The organism is Bradyrhizobium sp. 6(2017), from assembly GCF_011058295.2.
In the GTDB taxonomy this organism is placed as follows: Bacteria; Pseudomonadota; Alphaproteobacteria; order Rhizobiales; family Xanthobacteraceae; genus Bradyrhizobium; species Bradyrhizobium septentrionale.
In genome coordinates, this window is record NZ_CP049289.2 from 6,107,307 (window position 1) to 6,127,663 (window position 20,357).

Sequence of the window (20,357 nt, forward strand, 5' to 3'; positions counted from 1 at the left end):
CAGGACGCGGCCTGCGTGATCACGCAGCTTCGGTTGCGATGTCTTCGAGCGATCGACCGCGCGTCGGCACGCCCATCAGCACGACGGTGACGGCACCGATCACCAGCACGGACGTGGTGACGCCGAACACGCCGGCAAAGCCGAAATTGGGATAGAGATAGCCGACCAGGATCGGCGCGATGATCGCACCGATGCGGCCGATCGCGGATGCGAGCCCGGCGCCCGTGGTTCGGATCGCGGTCGGAAACACCTCGGCGGTGTAGGCATAGACACCTGCATAGGTGCCGTTCATGAAGAACGACAGCACCAGGCCGGCCAGCATGATCTCGCCGTCGCTTTTTGCAAATGCGAGTCCCATCGCGCCGACGCCACCGAGCAGCATGTAGGATGCGATCGTGGCCTGCCTTCCGATCCGCTCGTTGAACCAGGCGGCGGTGAAATAGCCGGGCACCTGCGCGCAATACATCGCGAGCGAGTAGCCAAAACTCTTGGTTATGCTCATGCCGTTCTGGACCAGCAGGCCGGGAATCCAGACGAAGAACGAATAGTAGCTGAACGTGATCGACAGCCACATGATCCAGGTCATGGTGGTGATCCGCGCCTGGCGGCCGGCCAGGAGCGCCGCAAAATTGCTGAGCAGCGTCCCCGACGATGCGGCCGGCGTAGCGGGCTCCGCGACCGCAGGCGGCAGCACGCGGCCTTCACGCGCGAAGCTGGCCTCGATCTTGTCGAGCACCGCCTCAGCTTCCTGCACCCTGCCCCGGCTTTCCAGCCAGCGCGGCGATTCCGGCAGCGAGCGGCGCCACCACAGCAGCATCACGACCGGCACGGCAGTGATGACCAGTACGATGCGCCAGCCGTTCTCATAGGCGGGCACGATGAAATAGCCGAGCAAGGCGGCGGCGACGAAGCCGAAGGAGAAGAAGCCGGCGAGCGCGCCGGTGAAGCTGCCGCGGTAACGCCGCGCCACGAACTCTGCGAGGTATGGCGCGATGATCGCGCTCTCCGCGCCGGTGCCCATGCCGGCGACGACGCGTGCGGCGAAGAACGACGGCCAGCTGTCCACCGCCGCGCTCGCCAGCGAGGCCGCGCTGTAAAGCGCCAGCGCCGACATCATCACCGCGCGGCGGCCGATCAGGTCACCCAGCATCCCTGCGAACAGCGCGCCGAACAGATAGCCGACGAAGGTGCTGCTGCCGAGCACGCCGGTCTCGACATTGGTGAGCCCCCACGCGGTGCGCAGCACCGGCAGGATGAACGCCAGCACCGCGGCATCCATCGCGTCGAACAGATAGCCCAGGCCGCCCATCAGCAGCAGGTGAACATGGAAACGCGCGAACGGCAGGCGCTCGATGCGCGCCGATATCATCGACATGAAACATCCCCCTCGGCGCCCCACGGTTCGGCACGCGCCGCGGGGTCAATCGGGGAATGATAGACAAATCGACATTATGGCAATAATTTATAATTATTATCTAGTACATCACCAACGTGAATATTGCCGATGGCCTTCCGCACGCTCGACCTCAACCTTCTGAAAGTCTTCGAGGCGCTGATGACCGAGGGCAGCGTCACGCGCGCCGCGAGCGCGCTGACCATGACCCAGCCCGCGGTCAGCAACGCGCTCGCCCGGTTGCGTGACGCGCTCGGCGACCCCCTGTTCGTCCGCACCGCCAGCGGGATCCGCCCGACGCAGCGCGCCGTGGCGCTGTGGGAGCCGATCGGCGACGCCCTGGAAAACGTCCGCCACGCGCTCGACGAGGATGCCTTCGATCCGCGGCGCACCCAGGCTGAATTCAGCCTGTCGATGTCGGATTACGTCTCCTCGCTTGTGATGCCGCGGCTGCTGAACCGCTTTAATGATGTGGCGCCGTCCGCGCGCATCCACACCATGCCCAACACCATCCTGGAGATCGGCGACCGGCTCGAGGACAACCGGGTCGATTGCGTGCTGAGCGTCTATGTCAACGAGGCGCAGCATCCGCCGGCCGTGATCCGCTCACGCTCGCTGTGGACCGTCGAGTATGCCTGCATGATGCGGCGGGATCATCCGCTCGCCAGGCAGAAGCGGCTCAGCACGCGCGGCTTCCTCGCCGCCAAGCATGTCGATGTCAGCCTCGCCGGCAGGACGCTGCCGACCTACGACCAGTTTCTCGCCTCGCGCGGGCTGTCGCGCAATCTGGTCGCCACTGTCAATCACTACAACGCCGCCTACGAAATCCTGCGGCAGTCCGATTTGATCGCCGTGCTGCCGCGCGATCTCAGCGCGCAGTCCCGCCAAGCACCCGATCTGCACGCGATGCCGGTGCCGCTGCCGGCCCCGCCGCGCGTTGTCAGCCTGTTCTGGCACCAGCGCAACGACACCGTCCCCGCGCAACGCTGGTTGCGCGAGACGCTGGTCGAGCTGTTTGCGCGGATGGCGTGAGCGGGCGGGACGTCGGACGCCGCCCGCCTTCGCCCTTTGGGCTTCGGCGCGGCAGCCCTCGCCCGACCCCGTGTGCCGGAACTGCATCGGGGCCCGGTGCATCACCCAATTGGGTCTTTCCAACCGCCCCGCAATGCGTAACCTAAGGTTTTAATGAGCGCCCTCGTTGGCGCCATATTGCCGGAGTTGAGCATGGCCGTTTATACGATCAATCCTCATCCCGAACCGTTCATGTTTGCGTCGTTTCCCAACGGCGATCCGATTTGGCAGATCGTCGAACCGCAAACCGATTTTATCGCGGAACCCTGGGGTTTGCAGTTCGGCTTTGATCCCATCTATCCGAGTGGACTGCCCAGCTCCACCTACGGTCTGATCAACATCATCGGGACTGGGCTGACCTATAGCGGAAGCAGTCTGACAGGCGGTGTCGTCACCGGGATTAGCTGGACGTCCAGCGACGGGGCGTCGCTTTGGGAATCGATCACCGGGGTCAGCTACACCATCACGTCGAGCCTCGATATTTCAGGGCTGTGGCGCGCAATCCTGGCCGGCAACGATACGGTTCTGGCGAACAACCCCGCCAACAATTTTCTCTCGGGTGAAGCCGGCAACGACACCGTCGTCGGTGGCGGCGCGTTCGATTATCTGAGCGGCGGCCCCGGGGACGACGTCGTCTACGGCGAAGATGGCAACGACTCGCTGAACGGCAATTCCGGGAACGACATTGTCTACGGCGGCAATGGCAACGACTCGGTGTCGGGAGGCGCCGGAGACGATATCCTGCTCGGCGAAGCGGGTGCGGATTACATCACCGGCGATGCCGGCAAGGACGTCATCTACGGTGGCGTCGGCGACGATCAGCTGTGGGGCGACACACCCGGCTGGAGCTTGTATGGCGGCGATGGCGGCGACGCGGATTTCATCCACGGTGATGCCGGAAACGATACGATCAACGGCGGCAGCGGGGCCGACCAGCTCTATGGCGACGATGGCAATGACCTCATCTATGCCACGTCGAGTCTTGCGTTCACGGCAAGCACCGACGCCGACTCGCTCTACGGCGGCAACGGCGACGATCGGCTGATCGGCAATGAAGGCGGCAATCTTCTCGACGGCGGTGACGGCAACGACCTGCTTTACGGCGGCGACGGCGACGACACGCTCGCTGGCGGCGCAGGCAACGACCGGCTCTACGGAGCTAACGGCAACGATGCACTCGCCGGCGGCGCCGGCAACGACGTGCTTTACGGGGGGAACGGCAACGATACGCTCGACGGCGGCGCAGGCAACGATCTGCTTTACGGCGGCTCGGGGACCAAGACGTTCATCTTGAGCGGCGGCAACGATACCGCCTACGGCGACCCGCTTGCCCAGAATACGGCCACCTTCGCTGCACCGCTCAGCGCCTTCCAGATATCGCGCGGCAGCGGCAACTCCTTCATCCTCACCGACACACGCCCGGGATCGCCGCTTGGCAGCGCCACTCTGATTGGCGTCAATACGCTGCAGTTTTCAGACCAGACCTTATCGCTGGTGACGCTTGGAACGTCGGCGGCCGAGACGCTCACCGCGCCATCCTACGGCGGCTGGCTCGAAGGGCTGGACGGAGACGACACGCTGAACGGCAGCGCGGAAGGCGATACGCTGAGCGGCGGACCTGGAAACGACACCCTCAACGGCGGTGGCGGACTTGATCTCGCGGACTTCTCGGGCGCGACGGGCAATCTTCTCATTTATCTCACCAACCCGGTCGTCACCGCGCCCGGACTGGGCACGGATCAGCTCAATTCGATCGAAGGATTGGTTGGCGGCGCCTACAACGACGTGCTTGTCGGCACGTCCGACGCGAACATCTTCTATCTCAACGCCGGCAACGACTACACCTATGCGCGCGCTGGCGATGACACCGTCTATGGTGGCGACGGCCTCGATGTGCTGCTCGGCGAAGACGGCAACGATGTCCTCTACGGCGGCGCCGGCTTCAATTACCTGTTCGGTGGCGCGGGCGATGATTTGCTCGATGGCACTGGTGGAGCGTCGGCATCGGACGTGAATGTGATGTACGGCGAAGCCGGAAACGATGTGCTCTACGGCGACATGGGCACCAACTACTTCTATGGCGGCGCAGGCATCGATACGATGTATGGCGGCGCAGGTCTCAACATCTTCATCTCCTCGGGTGAGACCGACGGCAACGTCATTTACGGCGGTTCAGGGCAGAATTACATCTACGGCTCCAATGGCGGCGATACAGTTACCGGCGGCAGTAGCGTCGACGTCTTTCTGATGGGCACCGGTGCCGATGTGATCAATGGCGGCGGTGGCGTCGACTACGCTTGGGGCGGTGGTGGCTCCGACATATTCACTATCGACGACACGACGTCGGAAGTCATGGTCATCCAGGATTTCAATGCAGGCGGTGTCAATGACATCCTGAACTTCGCGGGTACATCGCTGCATTCGTTTGCCGATGTGCAGGCCGCCGAGACCTACGCCGCTGGCATCGCCTCGACCATCATCACCGATGCCGCAGGCAACGCGGCCTGGCTGATCGGGATCACACCGGGACAGCTCGACGCGAGCATGTTCAGATTTTCCTGAGCAGTCGCGCCGCGATCCTTGTTCTGGGCCCACGGGTCTCAGCTTGAGCGGATTGGCGTTGCGTCCAGATGAGCGCAGTTCGCGGTCCCCTGGAACAGGCTCGCGGCTGCGACAAACAGTCGAGACCAGCCGGTTGAACCTTCGCCACAGGAACTAACAACGCGCCCGTCCCAACTTCACGATCTGACGAGCATCGCTTGCGCATCGGGCGATGCGCACTCAATTCCGAGTTCACTATCAGGATGGAACTTCGCCTGGCGAGCCTGGCCGGTTGCCGGCACTCCCAGCCGCCCTGCTCAAAAGACAAAAATACAACTATTTCAACATCTTACAAGCCACTCGATATCGTTCGGATGCTCGCCATGAACCCTACACTCTTCCGTGTGCGCTTGAACGTCCTCCCTGCCCCGAACGACAACATCAGGAATGGATTAGACTCAAGATTGTTACTGTACGGAGGTAGGCCGGCGCGCTCGTAACGCTTGACGCAGTGGAGTCTGTGCGCGGCCATCTTCGATAAAGCTGCCATTGTTTCGGGCCGAATTCGGACGTTCGCCATGCGCTTGTGCACACACCTCAGAGTTTTTGTCCTTCTTGCTGCTTCAGTTCTCCTGGCGTCCCAGCCAGCTTGGGCGACGAAGCGAGTGGCTCTGGTCGTCGGAAACTCCAATTATCAAAACGCGCCGCTGCTTCCGAATCCTGCCAATGATGCTGCCGCTATCGCCGCGACCCTGAAGGGCGCCGGGTTCGATGTGGTAGAGTCCCGGCTCAACCTGGCCTCGAGCGACATGCGGCGGGCACTGAGGGATTTCGCCGATCAAGCCCGCGATGCAGACGTTGCCGTGGTCTACTATGCAGGTCATGGCATCGAGATCGACGGGACGAATTATCTGATCCCGACAGATGCCAGACTTGAACGCGACACCGATATCTATGACGAGGCCTTCTCGCTTGATCGAATCCTGCTGGCGATCGAGCCCGCCAGGCAGCTGCGCGTCGTGATCGTTGACGCCTGTCGCAACAATCCATTTGCCGACACGATGAAACGAACCGTCGCTTCGCGCGCGATCAGCCGCGGGCTCGCCCGGGTGGAACCCGCCGTATCCAATACGCTGATCGCGTTTGCGGCAAAAGCCGGACTGACTGCGCTCGACGGCAACAGCACGAACAGTCCATACGCGACAGCACTGGTCAAGTATATCGCAAAGCCTGGACTCGATTTGCGCAGGGCTTTCGGCTTCGTCCGCGACGATGTCTTGCAAGCTACCGGCAATCGACAGGAGCCATACGTCTACGGCTCGTTGGGCGGCGACGACGTTGCGCTCGTGCCAAAGGCAGAGGAACCGGCGCCGTCGCCGGCTAACGCCTCGTCGGAGACTCGTCGTGACTACGAATTGGCCCTGCAGGTCGGCAACAAGGCCGCCATGAGCGCGTTCCTCGCCCAGCATCCCGACGGCTATTACTCAAATCTGGCCAAGCTTCAGCTCAATCAGATCGACGCCGAGGACGCACGCGTTACCGCGACCAAGAAAGCGCAGGAAGCGGAGCAGCAGCAAGCTCGGCTTGTGTCCGAAGGTGCCCAGCGGGCCGAGCAGGAAAAAGCCGCCGCAGATTTCAAGGCTGCGGAGGATGCCCGGATCGCGGCTGAAAGAACAAAGCAGGCAGCGCAGGAACAAGCAACCGAGGCCGAACGGAAGCGGACTGCATCCCAATCCTCAACGGTCGCCATGCTTTCCCCGAACGGACCTGCCCTCGACAGCGCCAGGCCGGATGATCTTGCACCGGCACCCCCCTCCCAGACTAGCGAGGGCACGAAGGTTGCCGCCTTGAACCCGGCGGCGCCGCAGGAGGATCTTGCCAAATCAGTACAGAGCGAATTGAGCCGGGTCGGCTGTTTCACGGGCTCCGTCGACGGTGAGTGGAACGCGGCATCGCGTCGTTCCCTGACCCTGTTCAACCGGCACGCCGGGACCAAATTTGACGTCAAGCTCGCAAGCCTCGATGCGCTCGATGCGATCAAGCTGAAACCGGCCCGAGTTTGCCCGCTGATCTGCGAGCAAGGCTACAGGGCGGACGGCGATCAGTGCCGCAAGATCACCTGCGCCGAGGGCTCGTTCCTGAACGAGGACAACGAATGCGAGAAGCGCCGCGGGAAAAAGCCGGTGGCGAAGCGCAACATGGATGAGCGCCCGTCGCGCGCGTCGCGCTCGGATCGTTCGCTACGCGATATCTCCGAGCCGCAAGCCGATATTCCTCGACGACGACAGGCGACTGCAAGGCCCTCGGGTGGCAGCGGTCAGATCATGTGTGATGCATATCTATGCCGCCCGGTCCGTCGCGGATGTCATCTCGATTACCGTGGCGGCGGAGGTCCCGGCGGCGGTACCGGCAACGTTGAGGTCTGCAACTAGGACGGCATGCACGGCGGCGCGCCCGAGATCGGGTCGCCGCCTCTTCCCGCAATCGGTAAAGCTGGAATCTGATGGGGCGTGGTTTGGCGACGCCTGATGGCAACGGAGCTCAACCGCAGAGCGCTGCGTTGAAGAAGCTGAACGTCAGCCTCACCACATGATCGCGCGGGGCGGTCCTTCAGCCGCCTGAGCAAGCTGCAGCAACGCGATCGCTTACCTACTTGATGGAGTATGATTTGATGTCGAACGACCAATTGTTCGGCACCAGTTTTCCGCTGCCGCTGTCCGGTACACGCAGCTGACTGGTCCAATCCGACAGATAGCTCAACGTATCGGCCGGCCCCTGAAGCTTGCGCTGAATGTCTGGCAAATCGAGCAATTGCGCACGCCGCTCGCTCAGGATCGCAACGATCACAGCGGACCCGGCCGGCGGCGCGACGACATACTCAAATCCGCGTTGCTGTGCCGCCGGGGTCGGAACAATGAATTGGACGCCAGGCTTGACAAGATTCATGTCGGCTCCGACCGACTGTGCCAATAGCTCGGCAGTCGGAAAGATCTGGGACATGCGCCCTTCCGCATCGACATCCACCAGCATGAGATACCCAGGCTTCCTGGCGGTGACGCCGAATGACACCTTGCTGCCAATGTTGACAGTTGGACCCGGCAGGATTTCAAGCGACACGCTGGCGGCATTTGCCGGGCTGCGCGGGGCCTGTACGCGCCGGACCGATTGAGCGTTCGTCGCACCTGCAGATGGAGATGCCGATGGCAGCGGCGCCGCGCACGCGACCTCGCTTCCCGCCAGCACCAGCACGATCGCAAGCCATGATTGCTTGCGGCAAACCAGTTCCGCTGGCGACATGACCTGCTTTCCCAAGTTTGTCAGGGAACGCTGAAAAAGCCGATCGACGCGATCCGCGCGTCCGCCGGCAGGTAGCGCTCCAGACTCTTGATGACCTGCCCCGAGGCGCGACGCCGGTTGAGCTGCATCAGGACCGTCTCCAGGTCAACCATCCGCTGCTGCGAGGTCACCGCAACGATCTGCTCGGCACCGAACGGCTCGCCTACCCGAAGAGGAAGCCGCAGATTTGCCGATCGCGCCAGCGCGGCATCAGAACCCACCGGATACAGCATTTGGATAGTTCCATCACCGGACACGTTGAACAGCAGCACCGCGCGTGAACCGACGTCGGACAATTCGACCTCAACGGTCTGGCCGCTACGCTGCTGTCGATCATCCGGCCAAATACGCATCACCTGCGGCGACCGCGTCGCCATGCGCTTAAGCTCCCGAATGGCTGCAGTTCGGTTGACCACTGTCGTCAAGTCGCCAACGTCAACACCATAAGCGACCACATCGCCCCAGGCGATGACGTCATGCGACACGGGGTCCCAGATCAGGTCGGGATTATCAGTTGGTTGAACGGCCTGCACGCTGGCATCCTGCGGCTTGACGCCGGCGAAATAGTTCATCTTGCCGTCAAGCGCCGCCAAACGGATCGGCGTGGTGAGACGGAAGGGCGGCAGTGCGGCACTGGGCGCGGCCGGGCCGGTCGCGGCGACGCCGGTTGGAGCGGTCTGTGACGTGGCCGTAACGGCCGGCGGCGTGGGGGTTTGTTTCTCGGCGGGCGTAACGGTAGCAGCCTGACCGGAGGCAGCTCTCGCGGCCGTCCCCTGGATCAGCACCACGCCGCGCGTCAATTCGAAGGCGACGTCGGTTTCCGGCCTCTGCGTCGGCGACGATACCGTCACGATGTTCTGGCGTTGGTCGGACAGTTGATAGACCACCTGCCGAACATTGCTGAAAAGCTCCTTCAGAGTCACTTTGCCATCATGATTGATGTCCGCGCTGCCCTCCACTGCCCGCGCGACGGCATAACTCAGTGCGCCGCGCAGGCCATCGATCCCGGGGATCCGCACTTCCGGCGCCTTGGTGTTTCGATCGACGGCGGCGATGAACGCAGTGTGGTCGAGATCGAGTTCTGACTTCGGGTCGTCGCTGCTCGACACCGGCTTCAATTCATCAACCAGCAGCGTGTAGCGCGGCACCTGTCGAAAACTCATCTCTGCCGCACGCGGATCGATATCGCGCACCATTCCACCGCCGTGGCAGGTATCCGCAACGAAGATCACTTTCGCGCCACGCAATTCGAACTGCCGGATGAAATGGTTGAATTCGCTTCCCAGAATGCGCTCGGCCGATCCGGCTGGCGTGGTAGCGAATTCGGGCAGCAGGAACACGTTCTCCATTCCGTCGGGTTCGGAGCCCTTGATGCGCTCCGGCTCCTGCGTGCCGTGGCCTGCGATCGACAGGAAGATGAGGTCGTTGCTCTTTGTCCGCTCCACCAGTGAGCTGATCTCACGCAGCACGCTTGCCCTATCGACCTGTGCATTGGTCAGTTCGACCACATCGCTGACGCCCATGGTCCTCAGGCTGGACACGATGTCATTGGCGTCGGCGACCGCGCCCTTCAATTTGCGTACATGCTGGTAGTCGTCGACGCCGATGACGAGCGCCCGGAGGGCCGCACCGTCCGGGTTACTTATCGACAGTTCTCCCGCCGCATGCGCGCGCTGGAGTGGCAGGCCGACCAACGTAGCGAGCAGGATGGCGCTACACAGCCAACCGGTCTTTTGATCAAAGCCCTTGAGCCTTCGCATCGTGATCCACCTCGATATCAAGCAGGTCTGCCCTGGAACCACACCGGTAAGGTAGAGCGGCAGGATGCCGTCCAGACCTCCAGAAACCAGCCCGCAGGCAGTGATCCATGTTCATCTGTAGCCCGAGCAAGTTCCCAGGTTCAGCGCCGCTTGTTCGCTGTCTTGCGGCCTGCCGGCGCCTCGCTCTCCTGATAGGCGTTCGCGGAAACAGTCGTCTGATCATCTGCGAAGGCGCGAAAGCGGACCGGAACGTAGCCGCGCGCCAGCAGGCTTGCCAACGGATAGACGTTGCGGCAGACGCGACCGTTGCAGCCGCCCGTCGAGGATTCCATGACCTCCGCCTTGCGATCCGGCGTGAACCGCAGGAACAACATCACGTGGGAACCCGGCTTGTTCAGGGCGTCACCAGGCTTGAGGTCCCAGGGGTTCGTCACGGGTGCAGCGATCGCGGGGATGGCGGCGGTCGTGTAGTGGACGGAAAGTCCCCACGCGGCGCTGACGAATGCCGAACAGTCGACGCCGGCCACATCCGGCCGTGGCTCGTTACGGGTGCAGACATTGCCTGCCAGCGTCCCGCTTTCGATCCGCTGCCGGAAGTTCGCGAGCGAACCGTGGCAACCCCAGCAATAGGGCACGCCGCGCACTTCCTGGTTTACCTTGCCCTGCAGATACCACGGCCGGCGAATACGGCTGAAACCGGAGCATTGGCTGTCGGGATCGCTACCGTAGTTCGCCTGTGTCAACTTCCACTGGACACCCTCAAAGGCGAAGGCCGTCTCGATCGCCTGCTGGCGATTGGACGGCCGCACGGCGGCGGTCGCATTGAACTTGATATCCGGCTGCGCCGCCGGTGCGGCCGGAGTGCGCGATGGCCTGACGTCAATGACGGATACCTTCCCCATGGGCCGGAAGCCGACACCAACCACCTCAACGCCCTCCGGCTTGGTACGCAGAAAATAGACATCGCCGTCGCCTGAGACAGTGACGAACCGCCGGGTCACGGGCGTGTTCTCCAAGGGCAACTCGTAGATGCCCTCCAGGCGTCCGTTCGAGGCATAGCGTGCGACGAATGTGGAGGCATTCTTGCCCGACGGCGGAATGTCCTCGGCCAGCACGTAGAAGCGATCACTGTTGTCGATCTCGAGAAACTCCACGGTGCCGAGCTGGTTGCGCACACGCAGGCCGAGCTGACCGATGGTCTCGTTGCTGACCATGGTCTGGATCTCGACCCGAACGCTGGCATTGCCCTTGTCGGGAATAATATCAGCGATCACCGATCCCTTGCTGCGCGAGGCGATATACTGCCGGTCGGGCTGTCGCGTCGTCCTTACGATGGCCGCGCGGGTATTCTGATCGAGCAAGTCGGTTGGACTGCTCAGCGCCTGCGAGCCCATTTGGGCGAAGGCCGAAACGGCGACCTGGTCGTCCGTGCCGCGGGACGAAACTTCCTCAAGCTGGATCACGTCTCCACCTACCCCGCGCGTGGACTGTCCCGGTGCCGCCTTCAGCATCCGTACGCCGCCGTCCCAGACCATGATGTCGTCGTTACGGACGACGAGGTCGGTGGGCTGGACATCGCCAGGCATCTTGAGGATGTCAGGCGCAGTGTTCGGTTGCTTGGGGTCGAACTGCAGAATGCGGCCGTTGACCTGATCAAGCACAAACAGGTTTCCCTGCCCGTCAGCGCTGAGCGCTTGCGGGCCCCCGAGTTCGACGTCCTGGCCGGCCGGGACGATCCCTACCATGGAGGCAGCCGAACCGCCGGCAAAGCTTCGCACGACGGCATCGTCGGCCTTTGCACCGGTTGCAGCGAAGGCCGCGCCGACGATAGGGAGCCAGATCCAGCTAGATCGACGAAACATATCCGCCTCAATGTAACCGAACCGAATGCGGCGTCAGTCCGACTAATCCAAGACTGCGCAAGCGCAGCGTCAATTAGTGGCGAGCAACCCCAATCCCGTTCAACTCTTTCACTGGACGGTGATAGTCCGAACTCCTTCAGCTTGCAGTGCAAAATCATGGCCAAAAACAGATTTGAGCAAGTCAGCGAAATCCAGCCCGACGCGATTACTCTGGTTTTGAGGCGCGACGATGGGGGCGCCTCCGGGTCGATCGTGTTGCCAGCCGCCGCAAGCGGGGGACGCCTGAGCAGCGACCAGGTCAGCGCCCATATGCCCGCCCAGGACGCCTTTCGCGGCGCAATCCGGCTCGCCAACGACATGAAGCTCGCGATCGTGGTTTGCGACCGGGATGGCGTCTGGAAGCCGGAATGGGGAGAGCTTTACCAGGCGATCGATTGACCCCACACGGGCAGACGCTGCGGCGCCGCATGGAGGCCGGCATGGCAAATGGAGCGTTAAGCGGGCCGTCCTTGAGATCGCGCGCCCTGATGATCGCCCTGTTGGCCGCAACCAGCTGGCCCGCGCGGGCAAACGATTCCGCCGCCGAATTGTCCATCGGCGGGCTGCAATTCGTTCGCACCAAGGATGTGACCATGGCGAGCGAGGAGCTTCGTATCGGGCTGGACAAGGTCAGCGTTCGCTACCAATTCGTCAACCAGACGAGCAAGCCGGTTGCGCTCACTGTCGCTTTTCCGCTGCCCGATATCGACCTGTCCGAGGCCGAGAACATTGCGCTTCCATCGAGCAATCCGGTCAACTTCGTTGAGTTCGAGACCAGGATCGACGGCAACCCGGTGCCGCTGACCATCGACCAGCGCGCCATGGTCGGCAATAAGGATGTCACCGCCCTTCTCCGTCAGTTCAAGCTGCCCCTGCTGCCGCTCGGTGATCGGGAGATCCGGGTGGCCGACCTGCCGGCGACAACCCGCACGAAGCTGATCGATGACGGCCTTCTCATGCCTGCCGGCATGAGCGACAACGGCCGCCAGCAATACACGCCCGGCTGGATAACCAAGACTTCCGCTGTTCGCGAGCAAGTATTTCCACCCGCGCGTACCGTCATCGTCGAACATCAGTATCGCCCGAGCGTCGGCTCCAGCCCTGACACGGTCCTGCGCTCGGGTCTGCGTCGCAGCGCAGCGCTAGGTCCGGAAGTCGAGCGGTACAGGAAAGAGTATTGCGTCACGGATGCGTTCCTTGCCGAATTGGACAAGCGCACCGGCAACAGCCAGGACAACGCGGCAAAGCTGCAGGAGCGGCGCATTTCCTACGTGCTCAAGACGGGTGCGAACTGGGCGGGTCCAATCCGGTCCTTCACGTTGACGATCGATCCGGGCGGCGACGACCGTCTGGTCAGTTTTTGTCCGGGTCAGCTCAAGCCGTCACCTGCCAGCAACGCGCGTCAATTCACGGCAAGCGAATTCAAGCCGGATGCCGACCTGAAGATCTTGATGATCGGCAAGTTCTGAAGAACAGCTCAATTCGTGAGCATCACATAGCGTGCAGCCGCCGTGAGGGTCACATTGCCGCGCTGAGCTTCGCTGATCGCTTGCAGGAAGAATGTGTCGGCCGCCATCGGTCGCGGCTGGCGCAGCGAGTCCAGAACACGTGGGGCCGCAACGACCAACAGGAGCTGCGGACCGGTTGAGCGTGCCATCGGCAGGGCAAAAGAAAGCGAGTCGATGCCCGGCTTCAGGAGATAGGACAGGCTTTGCACCTCGCCTCGATCCGAGACCATGAGCAGTTCCACCACCCGGTTGGCAAAATTCTCGATGGTCCCGTTCAGGGTTTCGCCGGCCTTCAGCTCCGTCGCTGACAGGTTGATGCGCGGCGCACGCGCTTGATCGCTTCCGACCTGACTCAAGAATTTGACGGCCGGACATTGTGCTGGATTCACCTGCCTGACGCCGACCGAAGCCTCAAATCCCTGCTCCTTTCGAAACGCCTTGTCGAAGGTATCGAACGGGGCGGTCGAGGCGCCGAATCCCTCAATGACAGCTGCGCTTGCGCTCACTGCAACAGGCAGGATGAAGAAGCAGTCGCCGCCCGCATATTGGGCGACATATCTCCGGATGCGCTCGGCTCGACCCGGCCCATCGGGCGACGAAGACGGCGTCACCGTCGGCTGAGACGGCAGCTTCACCGGCTCCTGACGTGCTGGCTGTGGCGGAGCAGGCTCGATCCTCGGCGGCGCGGGTGTCGCGGCGAGTTTCGGCGGTGGCGGCAAGGCCGCCAGACCTGATGACGACCAGACAAATTTATAGAAGCTGTACCCACCGCCCCCCAGCAGAAGCAGCAGCCCTGCGACGCAGGCGCCGAGCCAGATGCGGCGAGAGTTCCGCGTGGTCGATGGCACCCGCTCCTGCTGCGCAGACGTCCCGGCTTCCGGCTTCCCCAATGGATCGAAGCCGTGGAGCGGTACGGCAGACGGCTGAGCCGAAGCCGCCGGCGCCCAGTTGGCGACCTCCGCCATGGTCGGGCGCAAGGCCGGGTCCGGATGCAGCATCCTCTCGAGCAGGGGCCTGATACGCAGATCCACTGCGCCGAGATCGGGCACACGCCGACGTTTCTCGACCAGTTGAAACTGGCTTCCGCCCATATCGAGCTTCTGCCCGGTCAAGGCTTGGAACAGCACGAGACCAAAGCTGTAGACATCGGACTTCGCGGTGACATCATTGCCGTACAAGCCGACCTGTTCCGGCGACGCGTAATTATCCTTGCCGGCGAAGCCGGAGCCGATGATGGTCTTGTCACCCATCTGGGTCGACCGAGCGATACCAAAGTCGATGATCTTCGCCCGCCTTATATCATCGAGCGGCACGATGATGTTGTCGGGGGAGACATCGCGATGGATAATGCCGTGCTCGTGAGCGGCCTGCAGGCCCGATGCGACCCGCTGCATCAACTTGATCAGCGCTTCGAAGGTCAGCGGCCCATCGTCGAGCATGTTCGACAGCGAGCGCCCGTTCACGAATTCCATCGCGAGATACGGGCGCTGCAGCACGGGTTCGACCGTGAACAGGAAGTAGCGAACGATCGCTTCATGCGGAAGATTGTGAAGTGCCGCCGCCTCCCGGCGGAACAGCGCAAGTGCCGCCTCGTTATCGACCATGTCGGGCAGCAACATCTTGACCGCAACGGGCGATCCGGTCTGGATCTCGCGGCATCGGTAGACTTCCCCCATACCGCCTGCCCCGATCATCGCTTCGATCTCGTAAATGCCGTTGAGCCGGGTGCCGGCCGGCACACCGCGGTAGGATGATCGAAACGGATCGTTCGCGGTCATGCTCGCGGCTCCTGATCGAGCGGCGTCCTCGTGGGCTCTGAGGATCGTGGCGCGAGCAATCGCACGATCACGATCGTAACATTGTCGAGCCCGCCGCGATCGAGCGCGAGCGCAAGCATGTCGTCGCATGCTGTCTGGGCAAGGCGAGTGGCCGCGTGCTGCTGAATCTCGTCATCCTGCACGTGTCGGGTCAAGCCGTCGCTGCAAATCACGAAGATGTCTTCCGGTTCGGCCGGACCGGTCACCACCTCGAACTCGGGGTCGGCGACAACGCCGACAGCCCGGGTGATGGCATTGTTCGGCCAATCCTGGACCTCTTCGCGCGATAGCGCGCCGCCGGCGATCAGTTCCTCCAACTCGCTGTGATCGTGCGACACCTGGGTGATGCCATGGCGGTTGATCAGGTACACCCGGCTGTCTCCCGCCCATATGCAGGCATAATGGTCGTCGCGTACGAGCAGGACTGCCGTTGTGGTCCCGACAGTGGCACCCTGCCTTGCCTGGCTGAGTGCCAAAATCTGCTGGTTGGCGCTGAACAGGCGCGCCTCGCATTGCGCCAACAGGTCCGCCGCGGAGTCCGGCGCGGCGATCGCATCAAGCGACTGTACCACGATGCGGCTGGCAAGATCGCCTGCCTCATGACCGCCCATGCCGTCAGCGACCGCCCATAGGCCGACGTCGGTTCTGACCAGACACGAATCCTCGTTCCGCGCCCGCACCCGTCCGGCATGAGTGACGCTACCGACATCGAACAAGGACGGGACGTGTACCATCGCGCGTCATCCCGTCCCGGCTACCGCGCGGCTGACGTCGCCGGTCAGCAGCGTGGAATAGTGAAACGGATCCGGCAATCCGCGGCAACAGAGTGCGATCGGCGGGAACCCTTCGCCTCCGGCGGTCCACCAGAAACTAGCCGCGGCATAGATTTGAGGGTTCGCGCCGCAGAGCGTGCCGAACGACTCGGCAAACCCATCGGCCGACGAAACCATTCCCAGCGTCGTGTCACTCAGCGACACGATTGGCGCTCCATCAGTCCCTGACGCCCGCAGACGCGGAAGCGCGAGACGATCCAGCGCATCGGAGATCTGCTCGAACGTCGCCGCCCGGTCCAGGGTCGAGAGCAGGAATGTCTCCACTTGCGCAAACCATTCGTCCTGCGGATCGATGTTCGGCGGCGGCAGCGCGGCGTCACCATCCAGCACCGCATGCAACGTCAACGGATAGTATCGCCCCACCCCGTCAAGCGACGGCATGATCGCTCCTGCGACGGTGGTGCCGCAGATCGCGCCGCCAAGCCAGAACCGCCAAACCGGCGCGGTCAGGAATGCTTCCTGCCAGGCGGAGCCGAGTTGATGGCGGCTCGCGGAGATGGCAGCCTGCACCCACGGCTCCCAGACTTCCAGGAAGCTGCGCGGCGTCGCGATCGCGATGAAATCGCGCTTCGCGCCGATCTTGCCGAATAAGCCGCATCGCATGGTCATATTCCGGTCGGGCAACGAAACTCGCGGAGCACTGACAGGTTTAGCGGATTGCGCAACGATCCGGTGGAAATCTGATAGTTGAGCTCACGTCCGGCAACAATGAAGGTTGCGCTGGCGGTTTCCGCCTTGGCGACCAGCGAGCCGGCCTCCAGCATTCGGAACAATGACCAGGGGCCGATGCGCTCAAGTACGGATGGCGAGCCGGACTCGTTGCTGACCGAAATTGCCGTCCGCGGCGATGGGCCGGGCCAGAGGACCGTCGTCGGCGAATTGCTCTGCGGCGGCGACGGAGCGGCGGGTTGCGGCGCGCCAAACATGGAGGGAGCTGCGGCTGGTCCTGGTGTGGTGGGGCTGTTGATCGTCGTGCCACCGATCTCGGTCTTGACTGTGATGCCCGGTCCGGCCGCAGCCGGCGGTCGGATCGCAAAGGACACTGCCGGCACGCCGCCTCCGGTCTGGAAAAACGCATCGCGGATATAGGCGGCATTCTGGAACTGCTTCAACGTGTCGGGCGAGAACGATCGTCCGACGGGGCTCTCCTTCCGCCAGACCCAGTCCGAGCGCGAAGTATCGGCATAAGGCGCCAGGAATTGGGTGAAGAACTTGTCCATGATGCCGTTCGGGCTGAACAGCTTGGCGAAATCAGCGAGCGGGACTTCCTGACCACTGCTGCGTACAAACGGGTAGCGGTTGGTCACCGTCTGCTGACAGACCGGCGTGACCTGATCGCGCAGCGACTGCAATATTTGACCGGCCGTGGAGGCGGCGATGCTGCCTTCGAACTCCGCGGCTGCCGCCCGCAGCATATCTGAAAATGGCGGCGGCATACGCGAGGCATTGTTGCGCAGCGCAGCAACCTGGGTCTGAAGCCCCGCAGTTGCCTGCGCCGTCAGTTGCGGATTCTCGATCATCAGCGTCAGATTTTGCGCAATGTCGTTCAGGTTTGCGATCGTCGAGTCGATCGGCCGGCGGGTGCTCTCCCCCTCAAGCGCTGCATGGTAGGGCTTGAACTGCGACTCAATCGTCGCGCCCGGTGTACCATCCTGGGCATTGTTGAACAGCGCCGGCGTGGTCACCGCAGGCGGCACGGCCGGCGTTCCGGTGCTCGCCGGCTTCGGGCGTTCCTTGGTCAGCATGGTCTCATCGCGCACCGATTCCAGGATTTGCCGCATCGGCGAGGTCGGCGCCGAAAGCGCCCTCAGCACCTCGTATTTCGGCTTGTCGGCGAGCAATTTCTTCAGACGCAGGCTGCCGAGCGCAGTACGCCACGCCGTTACAAAATCATTGGAGTAGATGCTGAGCAGATCGCCAGCCAGGTTGTCATACTGCTGGTCAATTGCCGACTGCTGGCCGGCGTCACCCAAGACCCACCGCTCCCGCTTCATGCGCTCCGACAATCCGGGCAGTCGAGCGATAAACTTCTGATTGAAGCCGTTATAGGTGAAGAACTCGGGCACCCGCACGTTGTCCAAGGGCTGCCCGGTCGTGGTTTCGAACACGACTGCGACATCAGGTCCGCCTCGGCGGCTGGCGATCCAGTCGCCAGCGGCCGATCCACGAGCCTCCGACTTCAGGAACTCGTAGGCACGTTGCGATACGCTGAGGCGCGCCAATGAATTCTGGGCCTGCTTGATCAGCCGGCCATCAAGCTCGACCAGCGGCGGTTGTTCGGTTTCGAGGTCGAACATTGCCATGAGATTTTCATCCAGCAGACGCCGTCCTTCCGCGTTGGTCGCGCCAGGATAAAGGTTGTCCGCCCAGTCGCGCTGCATCCAGGAGCGGATGAGCTCGCGGTCCGGGGATTGCAGGCCGCCGAGCATCAGGTAGACCTTCAGCGCCTCATAGACGAAGGCAGGCTCGGCGATGCGCGCATTGAGCTGCTCCTCCAAACGGTACAACAGCCGAGGCCTGAACATGCGCTCAAGCGCGGTGTGATAGGCCGCCTTTGCAGGCGATAACAGGCGCGCGTGCTGACTGAGCCCGTAGCGCGCCGAGAGTGCTACCGGCTCATTCCGTGAGGCGTAGCCCGCGGGGGCGTTCCGCAGCCGATAGAGCAGCGGCAGCACCTTGTCGAGATCGTGATCGGCGATCAGCGTTTGCTTGATGAGCGGCGCGCCGGCGGCGGCATACTCGTTGTCCGCCTGCAAGCTCTGCTCGATCAGGTCGGAGTTGCGCTTGTAGCTGGTCAGCCACGCACCGATCAGTCCGATCGCCACCAAACCGATCACCGACAGCGCCGCGGTCTTGAGGATCAGGGCGCGGCGCACCGCAGCACGGTCGGTCGAGACCCAATCAGCCTCACCGATGATGACCTTCGAAATCAAATCGGCGAGGAAATAGCTCTTGCCGGTTCCGGAGTAGGCTCCTGCACCGACTTCCTCCGCGCCGAATGTACGCGCCAGCGATCCGATCAATTGATCGATCGGCGTACCCTGCTGAGTGCCCGATGTGAAATAGAACCCACGCAGATTGGCGTTCACGTGATATCGCGTCGGCTCAAAAATCTGGTTGAGGAAATCGTGGATCTGCGGCTTGAGCCGCGCCATTTGCGCCGGGAAGCCAAACAACTGCACCCGGTGCTGCGGCGTCGGCTCGTCCTGCAGACGGTCGAGCGTTTCCTCGCTCAGGCGCTCCAGCAGGCGATCGAACTCGACCGGGACCTGCCCCACCAGGTTCTGGGTCTTGTCGGCGGTCTGGAAAGTGGCGCCCCAGACCTGGCGCCGGCCGGCCTCGCCGAGATACGCGAAATATTCGGTGAAGCCGGCGACGAGATCGGCCTTGGTGAACAGCGCGTAGACCGGGAAGCTCACTTTCAGCCGCTGATGCAGCTCGAGGAGCCGCATCCTAATGGCATCGGCATGAAGCGCGAGTTCCTGCTTCGGCAGCGTCAGCACGTCTTCCAGACTGATTGCGACGAGAACGCCGTTGATCGGCTGGCGCGATCGAGTTTTCTTCAGGATATCCAGGAAGGAGATCCAGCTTTCCTTGTCGGCCTTGCTGTTTGAATCCTGGGTTGTGTAGCGACCGGCAGTATCGATCAGCACCGCTTCCTCGGTGAACCACCAATCACAGTAGCGAGTGCCGCCGACCCCGGCGATCGCCGCCGGCGTTGCCCCTCGCGCGAGCGGAAACTTGAGCCCCGAATTCACCAGCGCCGTGGTCTTTCCGGCGCCGGGCGGGCCGATGATCACATACCAGGGCAGATCGTAGAGATAACCGGACTTGTTGCCGCTCGCAGTCTTAAGTGTTGAGAGCGCATCCTTCATGCGCTCCTTGAGCACCGGCTCGTCGCTGACAGCCTGATCCGCACCGCTGACGCCGTCGGCGATTTCCTTGGCATTCTTGCGTCGCTTGAAGAAATGAAGACCGGTGACACCTGCTGCCGCGGCGCCGAGCAGCAGGATCGCGATCTGGCGAATGATGTGGTTTTCCAACGGATGCCAGTCGCCGAAAGCAATGAAGGGACCGGCAAGGTAGATCACCGCCCCAAGCGAGCTGAGCCCGACTCCGTAGAGAACGATGCGTAGAATGTCCTTGGCGAGCATATTTACCGGTACCTGTCGCTTATCGCGTGAGCTTGTGACGTCC

Annotated in this window: 13 protein-coding genes; 5 read left to right on the top strand and 8 right to left on the bottom strand. The window is 62.7% G+C overall.

What is annotated here, in order from left to right:
- Positions 1–19: 19 nt before the first annotated feature.
- Positions 20–1,375, bottom strand: coding sequence for an MFS transporter (locus G6P99_RS28840; RefSeq protein WP_029080220.1), 1,356 nt, complete (start codon positions 1,373–1,375; stop codon positions 20–22).
- A 129-nt stretch (positions 1,376–1,504) separates the two neighbouring features.
- On the opposite strand from G6P99_RS28840, the gene G6P99_RS28845 reads away from it, so the two are divergent.
- The 3 genes from G6P99_RS28845 (at position 1,505) to G6P99_RS28855 (ending at position 7,437) form a co-directional block, all read left to right on the top strand.
- Positions 1,505–2,425, top strand: coding sequence for a LysR family transcriptional regulator (locus G6P99_RS28845; RefSeq protein ID WP_246709651.1), 921 nt, complete (start codon positions 1,505–1,507; stop codon positions 2,423–2,425).
- Between the two features lie 192 nt (positions 2,426–2,617).
- Positions 2,618–5,026, top strand: coding sequence for a calcium-binding protein (locus tag G6P99_RS28850; RefSeq protein ID WP_029080218.1), 2,409 nt, complete (start codon positions 2,618–2,620; stop codon positions 5,024–5,026).
- Between the two features lie 644 nt (positions 5,027–5,670).
- Positions 5,671–7,437: a caspase family protein gene (locus tag G6P99_RS28855; protein WP_029080217.1), complete on the top strand. Its 1,767-nt coding sequence runs from the start codon at positions 5,671–5,673 to the stop codon at positions 7,435–7,437.
- Positions 7,438–7,654: 217 nt separating this feature from the next.
- Here the strand turns inward: G6P99_RS28855 and G6P99_RS28860 are convergent, their stop codons facing one another.
- The 3 genes from G6P99_RS28860 to G6P99_RS28870 form a co-directional block, all read right to left on the bottom strand.
- Positions 7,655–8,317, bottom strand: a complete 663-nt coding sequence (locus G6P99_RS28860; protein WP_245284623.1) for a DUF4384 domain-containing protein — start codon at positions 8,315–8,317, stop codon at positions 7,655–7,657.
- Positions 8,318–8,322: 5 nt separating this feature from the next.
- Positions 8,323–10,101 carry a caspase family protein gene (locus G6P99_RS28865; RefSeq protein WP_035976638.1) on the bottom strand — a complete coding sequence of 593 codons (1,779 nt, stop codon included), beginning with the start codon at positions 10,099–10,101 and terminating at the stop codon, positions 8,323–8,325.
- Positions 10,102–10,241: 140 nt separating this feature from the next.
- Positions 10,242–11,963: a hypothetical protein gene (locus G6P99_RS28870; protein WP_029080214.1), complete on the bottom strand. Its 1,722-nt coding sequence runs from the start codon at positions 11,961–11,963 to the stop codon at positions 10,242–10,244.
- A gap of 156 nt (positions 11,964–12,119) precedes the next feature.
- On the opposite strand from G6P99_RS28870, the gene G6P99_RS28875 reads away from it, so the two are divergent.
- Both G6P99_RS28875 and G6P99_RS28880 read left to right on the top strand, forming a co-directional pair.
- The gene (locus tag G6P99_RS28875) at positions 12,120–12,401 is read left to right on the top strand and encodes a hypothetical protein (protein ID WP_029080213.1); all 282 of its coding nucleotides are present in this window, start codon (positions 12,120–12,122) and stop codon (positions 12,399–12,401) included.
- 89 nt (positions 12,402–12,490) lie between these two features.
- Entirely contained in the window at positions 12,491–13,471 is a 981-nt protein-coding gene (locus G6P99_RS28880) for a DUF4424 domain-containing protein (protein WP_029080212.1), read from the top strand.
- Between the two features lie 8 nt (positions 13,472–13,479).
- On the opposite strand, the gene G6P99_RS28885 is transcribed toward G6P99_RS28880, so the two are convergent.
- From G6P99_RS28885 to tssM, 4 genes are read right to left on the bottom strand one after another with little or no spacing between them, the layout of a single operon-like run.
- The gene (locus G6P99_RS28885) at positions 13,480–15,288 is read right to left on the bottom strand and encodes a serine/threonine-protein kinase (protein WP_165124317.1); all 1,809 of its coding nucleotides are present in this window, start codon (positions 15,286–15,288) and stop codon (positions 13,480–13,482) included.
- A complete protein-coding gene (locus tag G6P99_RS28890; RefSeq protein WP_029080210.1) occupies positions 15,285–16,061 on the bottom strand; it encodes a PP2C family protein-serine/threonine phosphatase in 777 nt (258 codons plus the stop codon). Before G6P99_RS28890 ends, G6P99_RS28885 begins: the two co-directional genes overlap by 4 nt.
- A 6-nt stretch (positions 16,062–16,067) precedes the next feature.
- Positions 16,068–16,769, bottom strand: coding sequence for a type VI secretion system-associated protein TagF (tagF, locus tag G6P99_RS28895; protein WP_029080209.1), 702 nt, complete (start codon positions 16,767–16,769; stop codon positions 16,068–16,070).
- Positions 16,766–20,314, bottom strand: a complete 3,549-nt coding sequence (tssM, locus tag G6P99_RS28900) for a type VI secretion system membrane subunit TssM (protein ID WP_165124320.1) — start codon at positions 20,312–20,314, stop codon at positions 16,766–16,768. Before tssM ends, tagF begins: the two co-directional genes overlap by 4 nt.
- Between the last annotated feature and the right edge of the window lie 43 nt (positions 20,315–20,357).

Bases quoted from the DNA above. Each gene is read 5' to 3' on its own strand.
- G6P99_RS28845 (WP_246709651.1), top strand. From the start codon at position 1,505: ATGGCCTTCCGCACGCTCGACCTCAACCTTCTGAAAGTCTTCGAGGCG.
- G6P99_RS28875 (WP_029080213.1), top strand. From the start codon at position 12,120: ATGGCCAAAAACAGATTTGAGCAAGTCAGCGAAATCCAGCCCGACGCG.
- G6P99_RS28840 (WP_029080220.1), bottom strand. From the start codon at position 1,375: ATGTCGATGATATCGGCGCGCATCGAGCGCCTGCCGTTCGCGCGTTTC.
- G6P99_RS28870 (WP_029080214.1), bottom strand. From the start codon at position 11,963: ATGTTTCGTCGATCTAGCTGGATCTGGCTCCCTATCGTCGGCGCGGCC.
- tssM (WP_165124320.1), bottom strand. From the start codon at position 20,314: ATGCTCGCCAAGGACATTCTACGCATCGTTCTCTACGGAGTCGGGCTC.
- G6P99_RS28885 (WP_165124317.1), bottom strand. From the start codon at position 15,288: ATGACCGCGAACGATCCGTTTCGATCATCCTACCGCGGTGTGCCGGCC.
- G6P99_RS28890 (WP_029080210.1), bottom strand. From the start codon at position 16,061: ATGGTACACGTCCCGTCCTTGTTCGATGTCGGTAGCGTCACTCATGCC.
- G6P99_RS28880 (WP_029080212.1), top strand. From the start codon at position 12,491: ATGATCGCCCTGTTGGCCGCAACCAGCTGGCCCGCGCGGGCAAACGAT.
- G6P99_RS28865 (WP_035976638.1), bottom strand. From the start codon at position 10,101: ATGCGAAGGCTCAAGGGCTTTGATCAAAAGACCGGTTGGCTGTGTAGC.
- tagF (WP_029080209.1), bottom strand. From the start codon at position 16,769: ATGACCATGCGATGCGGCTTATTCGGCAAGATCGGCGCGAAGCGCGAT.
- G6P99_RS28850 (WP_029080218.1), top strand. From the start codon at position 2,618: ATGGCCGTTTATACGATCAATCCTCATCCCGAACCGTTCATGTTTGCG.